The sequence below is a fragment of the Companilactobacillus sp. genome (assembly GCF_022484265.1).
Lineage (GTDB): Bacteria > Bacillota > Bacilli > Lactobacillales > Lactobacillaceae > Companilactobacillus.
Genome location: NZ_JAKVLR010000001.1, coordinates 1,932,904 through 1,945,009 on the forward strand (window position 1 = coordinate 1,932,904; position 12,106 = coordinate 1,945,009).

The 12,106-nt window shown below is 39.4% G+C and carries 11 protein-coding genes; 9 read left to right on the forward strand and 2 right to left on the reverse strand.

What is annotated here, in order from left to right; all coding sequences use genetic code 11:
- Positions 1 to 82: 82 nt before the first annotated feature.
- From LKF16_RS09240 to LKF16_RS09250, 3 genes are all read left to right on the forward strand, one after another.
- Positions 83 to 589 (forward strand): DUF2798 domain-containing protein, encoded by a 507-nt coding sequence (locus tag LKF16_RS09240; protein ID WP_291470771.1) that lies wholly within the window; start codon positions 83 to 85, stop codon positions 587 to 589.
- 77 nt (positions 590 to 666) lie between these two features.
- On the forward strand, positions 667 to 1,533 hold the full coding sequence (locus LKF16_RS09245; protein WP_291470772.1) for an aldo/keto reductase: 867 nt from the start codon (positions 667 to 669) through the stop codon (positions 1,531 to 1,533).
- A gap of 358 nt (positions 1,534 to 1,891) precedes the next feature.
- Complete coding sequence (locus LKF16_RS09250) at positions 1,892 to 2,443, forward strand: GNAT family N-acetyltransferase (protein WP_291470774.1); 552 nt, start codon at positions 1,892 to 1,894, stop codon at positions 2,441 to 2,443.
- A gap of 709 nt (positions 2,444 to 3,152) precedes the next feature.
- Here the strand turns inward: LKF16_RS09250 and LKF16_RS09255 are convergent.
- Entirely contained in the window at positions 3,153 to 4,400 is a 1,248-nt protein-coding gene (locus LKF16_RS09255) for an RNA-guided endonuclease InsQ/TnpB family protein (protein ID WP_291470776.1), read from the reverse strand.
- 298 nt (positions 4,401 to 4,698) lie between these two features.
- Between LKF16_RS09255 and LKF16_RS09260 the strand changes: the two genes are divergently transcribed.
- From LKF16_RS09260 to LKF16_RS09280, 5 genes are all read left to right on the forward strand, one after another.
- The gene (locus LKF16_RS09260; protein ID WP_291470777.1) at positions 4,699 to 6,012 is read left to right on the forward strand and encodes a PTS transporter subunit EIIC; all 1,314 of its coding nucleotides are present in this window, start codon (positions 4,699 to 4,701) and stop codon (positions 6,010 to 6,012) included.
- Positions 5,999 to 6,889, forward strand: coding sequence for an alpha/beta hydrolase (locus LKF16_RS09265; RefSeq protein WP_291470778.1), 891 nt, complete (start codon positions 5,999 to 6,001; stop codon positions 6,887 to 6,889). The genes LKF16_RS09260 and LKF16_RS09265 overlap by 14 nt, the downstream gene beginning before the upstream one ends.
- A 156-nt stretch (positions 6,890 to 7,045) precedes the next feature.
- On the forward strand, positions 7,046 to 8,944 hold the full coding sequence (locus LKF16_RS09270) for a heavy metal translocating P-type ATPase (RefSeq protein ID WP_291470779.1): 1,899 nt from the start codon (positions 7,046 to 7,048) through the stop codon (positions 8,942 to 8,944).
- A gap of 143 nt (positions 8,945 to 9,087) precedes the next feature.
- Complete coding sequence (locus tag LKF16_RS09275) at positions 9,088 to 9,318, forward strand: heavy-metal-associated domain-containing protein (protein WP_291470780.1); 231 nt, start codon at positions 9,088 to 9,090, stop codon at positions 9,316 to 9,318.
- Positions 9,318 to 9,875, forward strand: coding sequence for a ferritin-like domain-containing protein (locus tag LKF16_RS09280; RefSeq protein WP_291470781.1), 558 nt, complete (start codon positions 9,318 to 9,320; stop codon positions 9,873 to 9,875). The genes LKF16_RS09275 and LKF16_RS09280 overlap by 1 nt, the downstream gene beginning before the upstream one ends.
- A gap of 60 nt (positions 9,876 to 9,935) precedes the next feature.
- On the opposite strand, the gene LKF16_RS09285 is transcribed toward LKF16_RS09280, so the two are convergent.
- Positions 9,936 to 11,342: an APC family permease gene (locus LKF16_RS09285; protein ID WP_291470783.1), complete on the reverse strand. Its 1,407-nt coding sequence runs from the start codon at positions 11,340 to 11,342 to the stop codon at positions 9,936 to 9,938.
- A 221-nt stretch (positions 11,343 to 11,563) separates the two neighbouring features.
- Here LKF16_RS09285 and LKF16_RS09290 point away from each other — a divergent pair, with 221 nt between their 5' ends.
- Positions 11,564 to 12,046 (forward strand): GNAT family N-acetyltransferase, encoded by a 483-nt coding sequence (locus LKF16_RS09290; protein WP_291470785.1) that lies wholly within the window; start codon positions 11,564 to 11,566, stop codon positions 12,044 to 12,046.
- Positions 12,047 to 12,106: the final 60 nt, after the last annotated feature.

Sequence of the window (12,106 nt, forward strand, 5' to 3'; positions counted from 1 at the left end):
AATGTAATCAAATTGTAACTTATGAAAAAATTTTTAACATGCTACATTTAAATCCTGTGATAAAAATAGGAGTGTGTTAAAAATGCCACGTAATTTAAAAGAAGAAATCGTATTTACCGCCATTATGGCCGGATTAATGGTACTAGTAATGACAGGGTACAACGTTGCCATGTCTCAAGGAATCAGCAGCGAATTGCCAATGGCAATCTTGAGTGCCTATCCGCTAGGACTCGGAGTAGCTATCATCTTGGATCTATTGATTGTTGGACCAATCGCTAAAGGATTGGCTTTCAAATATATCATCAATGATTATATGAAGAAAAAGACTGTTTTGATTGGTATTACAATCTCAGTATTGATGGTTCTAGGAATGGTGACTTTGATGTCATTATTCGGAATTGCTGTTGAAGGTAAGTTGACTCAAGGACATGTCTTAGCAACATATGGACATACTTGGATCTTTAACTTGATTGTAGCCTTGCCATTACAACTATTGATTGTCGGACCAATTGCACGTGAAGTGTTGGGCAGAATGCAAAAGGCATCTGCAAAGGCAGAAGAAAAGAAACAAATCGAAGAAGAAATTTAAAATAGCACTTGTCTTAAACCGTACTCTAAGGTTTATCATGCAAGTGTTAGATAAACTAGCGAGAAGGAGAGATGCACATGTCTATCTTTGATGAAAAAATTAAATTGAACAATGGTTTAGAAATCCCTAAGCTTGCTTTAGGTGTTTGGGAAATCGATGACGACAAAGTCGCTGACGCAGTTAAGAGTGCCGTTGACATTGGCTATCGTCATATCGATACAGCCCAAGCTTATGGCAATGAACGAGGAGTTGGCGAAGGAGTTAGAAATGCTAGCGTTCCCCGTGACCAAATTTTTGTAAATTCCAAAGTTGCTGCAGAGCATAAAGATTATGATTCTGCCGCAAAGTCAATCGATGAAACTTTAAGCAAGATGAAGTTGGATTACTTGGATATGATGATCATTCATAATCCACAACCATGGAAAGAAGTTAACCAATCAAATGACCGTCACTTTGAAGGAAACTTGGAAGCATGGCGTGCATTGGAAGATGCCGTTAAAGCTGGTAAGTTAAAGACTATCGGTGTTTCGAGTTTTGAAAAAGACGATCTGGATAACTTGATCAAGAATAGTGACACAAAGCCTGCTGTCAACCAAGTTCAAGTTCATATCGGTGATACTCCAATGGATATTATCAAGTATTCTCAAGATAACGACATTGCAGTAGAAGCATTCTCTCCAGTAGCCCACGGTGCTGCAATGAATGATCCACAAATTAAGAAGATGGCTGAAAAGTACAATGTCAGCGTCCCACAATTATGTATCAGATATGACTGGCAACTGAATACAATCGTATTGCCAAAATCAGCTAACCCTGATCACATGAAAGCTAATGCCGAAATTGATTTTGAAATTTCCGCAGAAGATATGAAGACACTAGAGCAAATCAACCAAATGGATTACGGAGACGCATCAGTGTTCCCAGTATTTGGTGGTAAACTCTAAAAGAAAGTAAGCCGAGAGGCTTATTTTTTTTCTTAAAATCATGAAATTATTGAGAAATTGGCAGCTTTGGAGCATACGATGTGAAGTGCATGGAACGTAAGTGTCAACTTGATGGATGAAATATATTGGTGGATGAGACACTTGCGCCACTGTCGTAAAGGTGTCTACGCCACCGAACGATCAAGGATGCCAGCTCCAAAACGTTTACCATGGAGTCGGCAGTGACCCACAAACATAATCAAAAAAATAATAATTTTTACTCTAAAAAAAGGCTCTTTTTTTTGAAAAAATAGGATGCCATTTCTCTATAAATTGATATATAATACTTTTCTATATTTTAATTTTAGAGGATATGCATATGTTAAGAACAAGGTTAGCAACCAGGGCGGATGCTAAAGAATTATTAGCAATCTACGCCCCATATGTAACTGATACAACAATCACTTTCGAATATGAAGTTCCAACCGAATTGGAATTCGAGGAACGTATCGAAAGTACCTTAAAGGACTATCCTTATATCGTCGCCGAAACAGAGGACGGCACGATTGTTGGATATGCCTACGCGCATCGAATGCGAGAACGACGTGCCTATGACTGGACAGTTGAAGCCAGCATTTATGTCGACCAACAAGCCCGGGGACTTGGAACAGGCAGAGTATTATATACGGCACTCGAGAAAGAATTGCGAGCACAAAATATCGTCAACATGGCAGTTTGCGTCACTGGAAAAAATCAAAACAGCGTCGACTTCCATGAACATCTTGGATATCAAAAGGTCGGGGCATTTGAAAACTTCGGTTTCAAATTTGGCCAATGGATCGATGTCATCTGGCTACAAAAGCGGATCAGTGATCCAATTGAACCACAACAATTTATACCGTACTCACAATTGATCGGAGTAATGCACTAAATTAGGTCAGAAATTCAATTTCCGCTTTTTTAAAAATTTGATTCTTGAATAACTATTAGGCATTAGCTATAATGTCTTTGTAATCGAAAAGAGACTGCAGGAATTAGGCTCCTACAGTCTCAATCATAAGTCGAATAGATTTCTGTGTTAGCTAACCCTAGTGGTTAGCTTTTTTATACGTCAGATTTGCTTATTGAACAAATCTATAGCATTAGCTATAATGTCTTTGTAATCGAAAAGAGACTGTCGGAATTTGCCTCCTACAGTCTCAATCATAAGTCGAATAGATTTCTGTGTTAGCTAACCCTAGTGGTTAGCTTTTTTTATTATCCAATATGCTGTTGCAAATAAAATGCAAGCCATTCCCAGTTGGACAACGGATTCCGCGAAGGTGATCACGTCCACACTCCATTCTATCCTTCAAATTCATAGTCATAACCTCCGTTTCGAGAGTAACCGAGGGGTTTGCACTATTCATTTTCAAACTTACTAGGCAAAAAGGTAGCAACTCCCTTGAAACTTTGCCATGATTTTATTATGTCAACTACCACGGACTAAAGTCCATGGCTTGTAAGTGATCAATGAACCTTTCCATTGCTCAGCTACAATTTGCATAGATACAGCTTTGCATATCATCCGTAGACGATACGTCTTACGTGCTAATTACCAATGCCTTTTGAGTCCGCAAGTTGCCAAACGGACATTTTTATTAGGATACCTCTTTGAGTCCCTTGTTAAGAATATTGATAGCAGCGTTGTGATCTCTGATGTGGTGTTTCTGACAATTAGGGCAGCCCCATTGTCTATCAGCGAGCGTCAGTTTCTCTTCGCCATTCATCACATGACCGCATTCAGAACAAGTTTGTGTAGTGTATTTAGGATCAATGGTAAGGAACGTTTTACCGTACATATCTGCTTTATAAGTGAGCATTTGCAGGAAGGCTCTCCATCCAACGTCACTGATACTCATTGCCAAGGCGTGGTTTTTCAACATATTTGAACTTCTTAATTCTTCGGCTACTACTAGATCGTGGTTTTTGATCAATGAAGTAGACAAGTTATTTAAGAAGTTTTTTCTTTGAGAAAATACTTTGGCTTGAATACGTGCAACTAAAAGGCGTTGTTTTTGATAATTCTTACAGTCGGATAGCTTGCGATGTTCTGCTTTGGCACGTCTCCCTCTGCGAGAGAGCTTTCGTTGTTCTCTTGCTAATCTATTTTTGATGGTTCGATAGTATCTAGGATTGCCGACAACAGCACCTGTGCTTTCAGTTAAGAAATTCTCAGTATTAAGATCAATGCCTACTGATTGTCCATTTTTCTTGGAAGTATTCACGAATGGTTCATCAGACCCCAACTGCATAGAAACAAAATATCTATCTAAATTATCTTTGGACACTGTTGTGGTGCCAATCTTAATATAATTACCGTTATTAAGCAGTCTTTTGTGACTTCCTGACACTTTTAGAACACCTAATTTTGGCAATTTTACATGATTCTGATCTACAAAGCATAGATTTCCTTTAAACATAGTAGCCACTTTGTCTTTATTACAGTAGTGCCCATTAGTTTGATAGGTTTGAGTGTAATTCTTTTTGTGGAATTTAGGTGTGCCGGTTTTATGTACTTTTCTAAATTGTTTCCAAGCTTTATTGTAATTAGTTATAGCTGCTGCCTTAGCTTGGCTGTCTATTTCGCTATCGTTTAAAAAAATAAAATGGTTTGAAAGCTGACGTACAGTTTTGCGTTTTCTTAACTGACTAATACGGTCGCTTACTAAAGCTATTTTGATTCCTATTTTTGACAATATGTACAACTCTTTATCTATTCCGACCATCTGATTGTATATAAATCTACTAGCATCAGAATTCAATTTAATGATTCTTTTTTGTTCATTATTAGGAAATACTCTAACCTTCAAACCGTAATGATATTTCAGTTCTGACATTGATTTCATATTCTCACCACCTTTTGTATATCATGATATATTATATACCAAACGTCAGTTCGATAAAACAAAAAAACGATGCATTCCTCCCCTGACTAAAGTCAGGGGTTTCTTGCAATAAATCAATTAATGAAATTTGTTTTCAGAAAACGAGTAAAACAATAAATCGGAGTAGGTAGGGAATCATTCTGACTTGTGATCCTATGCTCCGCATTCAAACCATGTTTTCTCTCGCTCTGTTCTTAAATGCGTTATGATTAATTCGAAATCATCACGTGTTTATTTCATCAAATGGGAGTGATGTTAGTTGAATAATCTTGTTAATAGCTTAGTTTGGGTTCGTCGAAAGATTTTTATTCGAGCTAGTGCCGATACGATGGCTGCTATTTTGCCATTTCTTGTTATTGGTGTCTTTGCTGAAGTTATTTCCAGCGCCTTTTTATCCACCAAGGGATTCGGTGCTGATATCTTGCACATCAACGCCTGGGTCAAGGAGATCCCACAAGTTCAGCGAGTTTTCATGCAGGTGACTGGTTTAACGACAGGATTACTGGCCTTGTTTGCTGCTTACAAGAATGCTGAATTCACGACCTATTTGAAAAAATCGGAGTCGCATTTTGCTGGATTGACCGCAATGATCTCATATTTACTATTGATCAGCTTGCCAAGTCATGCAGCACCGTTTAATTTTTCCATGGAAAAAACTGGTATCTCAGCTGACAATGGTCTATTTGGCATCCAAGGTCTATTATTTGGCTTGATTGTCGGCTATATTGTCGGACTGATCTTTGCACGTTTTGAAAAAATCACGACTCGCAATGTTTCTCTAGCGGATGGTCGAAGCTACCAAGTTCTTCTTCCAATTTTTATGTCGCTACTACTAGTGACGTTTATCGGCTTGATCTTGTCGTTATTGACCGATCTAGGAGTCTTTGACTGGATCGTTACTTCAATTAGAAGCTATTCGTCGCAAAAAAATAGTTTCTTGATGACTCTGTTAGGTTCGTTCATAACTGGCATTCTCAATTGGCTCGGGTTAAGCGGGCCATTTGACTATTCGACTGCCACGCAAGATTCGATCATGGCATCATCGAATGCCCTGTATGCCTTGCAGCATCACAGTATTTGGAACATCCCTTATCCATATTCAGAATTATCCCTCTATCATAGTTACGCCACGTTTGGGGGAGTCGGCGCCACTTTAGCGTTGATTATCGCTATCGTCATCGTGTCAAAAAATAGTCGTGACTTGACCACAGTTAGATGGGGCTTATTTCCAGCCTTGTTCAACAACAACTCGATTCTGATGTTAGGTGTACCAGTATTTTTTAACGTCATTTATCTGATACCATTTCTCCTAGTTCCAATCATCAATATGCTAGTGGTCAGTGTCTTGATTTATTTTCACATTACGCCACCAGTGCCGTTTCCAGTACCCATCGGAACGCCTGGGCCACTAGTTGGCTTGATCGGGACAGGTGGAAATATTGCCGCCTTATTCACGGGCCTATTAGTATTCGTACTCGACATTTTTCTTTATATCCCATTTGTTAAGGTCAATGATCGAGTAAACGATGCTTATGTCGAGACGAAGGAGGTTGCCCTAGATGAAACGCATTAAGAATAAAAGATCGTTAGTTACGATAATTTCGATAATCTTAGTCGTATTCGCCGGTCTAGCAATTCCTTCCTATATTTGGGCTAAAGACAACGTGAAGTATTTGCGGACCGTATATACCTCTAAAATGTCGCCGATCATCATGATACCAGGAAGTTCAGCCTCGCAATATCGTTTCGATAAGTTGGTCACCCAATTGAATAAAAAATATGGCTATCAACATAGTCTATTGAGACTGAAAGTTTATAATGATGGAAAAATTTCTTATTCAGGAACGATGAGAAGTCAGGATACTGAGCCGATAATTGTCGTTGGATTTGAGAATAACCACGATGGCTATGACAATATTAAAAAGCAGGCCAAGATGTTCAGCGATGCTTTAACAGTTTTACAAGACAAGTATCACTTCAATAACTTCAAAGCTATCGGCCACTCAAATGGTGGCTTGATCTACACGGCTTTTATCGAGCAGTACTTGTCTAAACATGACATTAAGATGAAAAAATTGATGACAATCGGGTCTCCATATAACTTCTCGGAAGACTCAACAACCAACAAGACTGAGATGTTAGCTGACTTCATCAAAAATCGTGAGAAGATACCAAAGAGCTTGACTGTCTATTCGATTGCTGGAACTGAGAATTACACTTCTGACGGCCTAGTCCCCGAAAGCAGCGTTCGAGCTGGTAAGTATATTTATCAGAACCAAGTTAAGCATTTTACCGAAATGACGGTGACGGGTGACGATGCTCAGCATTCAGACTTGCCTCAAAATAGCGAGATCATCCGAGTCATTCAAGACTACATCGTCCAAAATCACGTTCGTCCAAATAATAACAATCGAACACGCCGTCAGCCTAAGGCCGATCAAGATGAATAATTGAATCAAAACACCACAAACAAAGCCAATTGTTCGTGGTGTTTTTTTACCCCAAAAATGATTTTGAATTAAATTACTAAACTTGATGCTTATCAAGTTGGAAAGTCATCTTACCAGCTAGAATATGTCTTGTAAGTTACGGAAGGGGTATACAAGATGACGAAATTAAATACATGGATCAATAAGCATCAAAATAAAATCACCGCATCCATCGCAATTTTGATTGGATTAAGCCTTATTTCAAAATACGCTTTGAATGTTGAACTTGCCGCAACCATCTTTATGATCGTTGCCAGTATCATCGGAGCTATTCCAGTTGCACTACATGCAATATCAGCCTTAATGAATAAAGTTATTAGTATTGAACTATTAGTTACCATCGCAGTTATCGGAGCCTTCATTATTGGAGAATATGAAGAATCAGCTGTCGTAACGTTCCTATTTCTTTTTGGTAGCTACTTGGAACAAAAGACTCTGGAGAAGACACGTTCTTCAGTAAAAAGCTTGACGCAAATGGCTCCAACCACAGCTGAATTAGTTAACGAAGACGGCTCGATCGAAACAGTCGACGTTGACGATTTAGACGAAGGCGACCACGTTTTGGTTAAGCCAGGTGGCCAGATCCCAGTTGATGGCAAGATCATCGACGGAACCGGTTATATGAATGAAGCCTCAATTACAGGTGAATCAACTCCTGTTAAAAAAGGAATCGGCGATAAAGTTTTTGCCGGATCATTAACTGATAACGGAACTATTACCGTTGAAACCACTTCAGTTGGTGAAGATACTACCTTTGGTAAGATCATTGAATTAGTTGAAGAAGCTCAAGATAGCCAATCTCCAGCTGCTCGTTTTATTGATAAATTTGCTACATATTACACACCTGCAGTCCTAGTTATCGGGATCCTCGTTTGGATCATCACGCAAAACTTCCCATTAGCTATCACTGTCCTAGTTCTCGGATGCCCTGGTGCCTTGGTTATCGGAGCTCCAGTTTCTAACGTTGCCGGAATCGGTAATGGTGCTAAAAACGGTATTTTGATGAAAGGTGGAAATGCTGTTAATAGTTTTTCGAAAGTTGATACATTGGTACTCGACAAAACTGGTACTTTGACGACCGGTAAGATGTCCGTTACTGGCGTTGAAAACTTTGGCGACCAAAACGCTAACTTAGCACTATTGTCAGAAGTTGAAAAAACTTCTGATCATCCACTAGGTCAAGCTATCGTAAAATACGTTGCCGATAAAGACATTACTGAAACACCAGCATTACCAGAGTTAGATACCGTTAAGGGTCAAGGATTAGTCGGAGCAAACGACGACTTCAAGATCTTAGTCGGAAACGAACGTTTGATGAAAGCTAACTCAGTTAACATTTCTAAAGAACAACGTGCGGCAATCGACAAACATATGCATGACGGAGACTCAGTTGTCTTGATGGCAGTGGATCAAGAACTACGTTTGGTCGTTGGTGTAAACGACCAATTAAGACCTGATGCTAGAGAAGGATTACAAGCTCTAAAAGACGCTGGGCTCAGAAGAATCGTAATGCTAACAGGTGACAATAAGCTAGCCGCTCAACGTGTGGCAGAACGTTTGCCAATCGATGAAGTTCACGCCGAATTATTGCCAGAAGATAAAGTTAAATTTGTTAAGAAGTTCCAAGAACAAGGAAGCACCGTAGCCTTTGTTGGGGATGGTATCAACGATAGTCCATCGCTTGCTACAGCAGATATCGGAATTGGTATGGGAACTGGTACTGATGTTGCCATTGAAACTGCTGATATCATCTTAGTTAAATCAAGTTTTGACGCTTTAGCACATGCTTATGTCTTAGCTAAGAAGACAGTCGCAAACACGAAAGAAAATATCGTTATCGCTGTCGGCACAGTGGCTCTACTATTGATCGGATTGATCGTTGGCGTTATCCACATGGGTAGTGGAATGTTCGTTCACGAAATCAGTATCTTAGTAGTTATCTTTAACGCAATGAGATTAATTGGAAATAAACGTAAGAAAGTTGATACAAATCAAGTTTTAAATCCAGCAAACTAATTAAGATAGTCTTTGTAAGTCAGATGCAAGTGATCTTCAAATCGCTTGCGAGCTGTAAGTGCTTCAACTTGAAACATTTACAGCTCGTGGGTATTTGAAACTTCACTAGCATAAGTTTTTTAGAAAGATGGAGGAATTTATTTATGGCAAAAGCAGTTTTACAATTAGGAGAATTAACTTGCCCATCATGTATGACAAAGATCCAAAAGGCCGTTGCTAATCAAGACGGCGTTTCAGATGTTAAAGTCCTCTTCAATGCTGGTAAGGTCAAAGCAGATTTTGACGAAAGCAAGACATCAGCTGACCATTTAGCTGATGTGATCAAAGAACTAGGGTATGAAGTATTAAAAGTTAAAGTTAAGGAGCTCGCCTAATGACAGAATTAACAATTGATGAAAAATTTGCAGCTGAACAAAAACAAGCTGATGCAGATCACCACAAACCAACTGCCGGTGCAATGACTGGACATATCGTTTCAAATCATTTCTTATTGAATATCAAGTTGCACCAGATCAAGTGGTTCGTCAAGGGTCCAAATGCCGAAAATTATAAAGGTGTGTTGAACCAAACTATTGATGAAAACAACGCTTGGTATGATAAGATTGCGGATCAATTATTGGACGAAGGCGAATTGCCTCCTTCAACAATGAAAGAATATGCTGAATACGCCATGATCGAAGAAGATGGCAAGAACAAGTACTTGGATGCTGAAAACATGCTTCAAACTGTAGTTGACGACTTCAATACAGACAACATGTTCGTAACACGTGCAATCAAGTTAGCTGAAAAAGAAGACCGTCCATTTATGGCTCAAGTATTAGTTCAACTTTTAGGCTTTAACAATCATCAGATCAGAATTTATCAAGCACTGCTTGGTAAAACTGCTCGTGAAGGCTTCGAAGAAGAAGACGATGATGACGATGAAGATTAATATTAGATAGACAAAAGGCCCAGAAATCTCAGTGATTTCTGGGTCTTTTTTTGAAAAAATTTAATTTAAATCATTTTGTAGTTTAGAGTGTTGCAAACCGTAGATGAAGTAGAAAATGATTCCTAGGATCAGCCAAGCTGAAACGGAAATTTTTGTCAAGTTTGGCAACATGACGATAAAGTAGACACTCAACAATCCAGATAAGATTGGTAAAAATGGATAGAGTGGCATCTTGAAACCATCGTTGACGATATCTTTACGACGTCTTAGCGGGATGATCCCAAATGAGATAAATGCGAAAGCTAATAGCGTTCCAGCATTGATCAATGAAGCTAGTTGAGTCAATGGAACTAAACCAGCAAAGAATGTTTGGATGATAGTTGCGATAATAATGGCGTTCGTTGGCACAGCATGCTTGCCGTCGACTTTACCCATGAATTTAGGTAAAAGTCCGTCACGGCCAAGCGCGTACACTAGACGCGAGCCACCAAAGAACATCGTAACCATGGCAGTAAAGATACCAATCAAAGCACCAATCGTGATGATCTTGTTCCAAGCTCCTAAGTGGATAACTTGTAAGGCATAAGCAGCTGGGTCATCAACGTTTAACTTGGTATAGTTGACCATTCCTGTTAGTACAAATGAGAAGGCCACGTATAAGATAACTGCCACGACCACTGTTCCCATAATACCCTTAACAACATTTTTTCCAGGATCGACTGTTTCAGCGGAGTTAGAAGCTAAAGCATCAAACCCGATGAATGCAAAAAAGACAGTTGCAGCAGCAGTTGAGATACCGCCTAATCCCCAAGGGGATGTTTGGAATTTCTTCGGATAAAAAGGAACATAGTTGCTAGATTTAATATAGAAGACACCAACAATGATGAACAAAATGATGATGGCTACTTTGATAACAACGGCGACGTTTTCGATACGCTTAGACAAGTCAACACCGTGGAAAATGATTACGGCAACAATCAGTACGATCAGACTGGCAGTCAAATTGATCACGCCACCTTCAAGCGGCCCAGCCTGTAAAGCTTTTGGCAAGTTGATGCCAATTGATGCCAAGATATTGTTGTTAAAATACGAGGCAAATCCTGTCGCTTCAGCTGAAACGGCTAGGAAGTATTCCAGTATCAAGGCCCAACCTAACAGCCAACCGACGAATTCCCCATAGATCACCGATCCAAACGAATAGGCTGAACCAGCAACTGGCATAGCTGATGAGAATTCTGCGTAGGCCATACCGACCATCCCGGAAACTAGGGCGGCGACTAAGAAGGCAATAGTAACTGCTGGTCCCGCGTGTAGGGCAGCTTCGTGTCCTGGCAAAATGAAGATACCAGTTCCGATAACTGCACCGATCCCCAAAGCAACCAAATCCTTAGCGTGTAAGGTCCGAACTAGATGCGAGTCAGCCTTAACGTAGTTTTCGACGCTTTCTTTTTTAAAAATATTTTTCATATATATAACCCTAAATTTCTTGAAAAACTAATTTCAGATTTCTGAAAAGCATTTTTCCATTATCATATAAATGAAGTTTAATAACAACCGCTATATTAATTAAATTATAAAATTGTTAGATTATGGCAATTTTGATGAGAAATTGTCATTTTTGAGCTGTAGAGACTCTTCGTCTTATATGTTAAGATTTGGGCAATGTCAAAGACTGGGGGTAATTAAAGATGGAAATCAAACACGTGACAATGCAAGATCTACCGGATATTTTGCGGATCGAAAAGAGCGGCTTTACTGACGCAGAAGCAGGTACTGAAAGCCAATATAAAGACCGGATCAAGACTATCCCTGATACCTTTTTAACTGCCAAACAAGACGGCAAGTTAGTTGGTTACGTTGTGGGACCAGCTGTGAATGAAGAATACGTTGATGACGAAATGTTCGCCAAAAGCGTGCCCAATCTTCCAGAAGGTGGCAATCAAATTATTTTGTCGATTGCAATCGATCCTCAATCTCGTGGTTACGGAATAGGAAGTCAACTGCTAGATGCCTTTGAAAAGCTAGCTAAAGAGTCCAATCGAAAGACGGTATCATTGACCAGCTTAGATAAAAACGTTCCGTTTTACGAAAAGAATGGCTACGTCAACAAAGGCGTAGCTGACTCTGAACATGCCAACGAGACTTGGTACAATTTGGTGAAAACAATCTAGAAATGCGGCTAATTCATGATGGATTAGCCTTTTTTGTTGTCATAGAAAAAGTTTATGAAA

Excerpts from the sequence above, each read along its gene's own strand:
- LKF16_RS09280 (WP_291470781.1), top strand. The coding sequence starts at position 9,318 with ATGACAGAATTAACAATTGATGAAAAATTTGCAGCTGAACAAAAACAA.
- LKF16_RS09265 (WP_291470778.1), top strand. The coding sequence starts at position 5,999 with ATGAAACGCATTAAGAATAAAAGATCGTTAGTTACGATAATTTCGATA.
- LKF16_RS09255 (WP_291470776.1), bottom strand. The coding sequence starts at position 4,400 with ATGAAATCAATGTCAGAACTGAAATATCATTACGGTTTGAAGGTTAGA.
- LKF16_RS09290 (WP_291470785.1), top strand. The coding sequence starts at position 11,564 with ATGGAAATCAAACACGTGACAATGCAAGATCTACCGGATATTTTGCGG.
- LKF16_RS09250 (WP_291470774.1), top strand. The coding sequence starts at position 1,892 with ATGTTAAGAACAAGGTTAGCAACCAGGGCGGATGCTAAAGAATTATTA.
- LKF16_RS09275 (WP_291470780.1), top strand. The coding sequence starts at position 9,088 with ATGGCAAAAGCAGTTTTACAATTAGGAGAATTAACTTGCCCATCATGT.
- LKF16_RS09240 (WP_291470771.1), top strand. The coding sequence starts at position 83 with ATGCCACGTAATTTAAAAGAAGAAATCGTATTTACCGCCATTATGGCC.
- LKF16_RS09270 (WP_291470779.1), top strand. The coding sequence starts at position 7,046 with ATGACGAAATTAAATACATGGATCAATAAGCATCAAAATAAAATCACC.
- LKF16_RS09245 (WP_291470772.1), top strand. The coding sequence starts at position 667 with ATGTCTATCTTTGATGAAAAAATTAAATTGAACAATGGTTTAGAAATC.
- LKF16_RS09285 (WP_291470783.1), bottom strand. The coding sequence starts at position 11,342 with ATGAAAAATATTTTTAAAAAAGAAAGCGTCGAAAACTACGTTAAGGCT.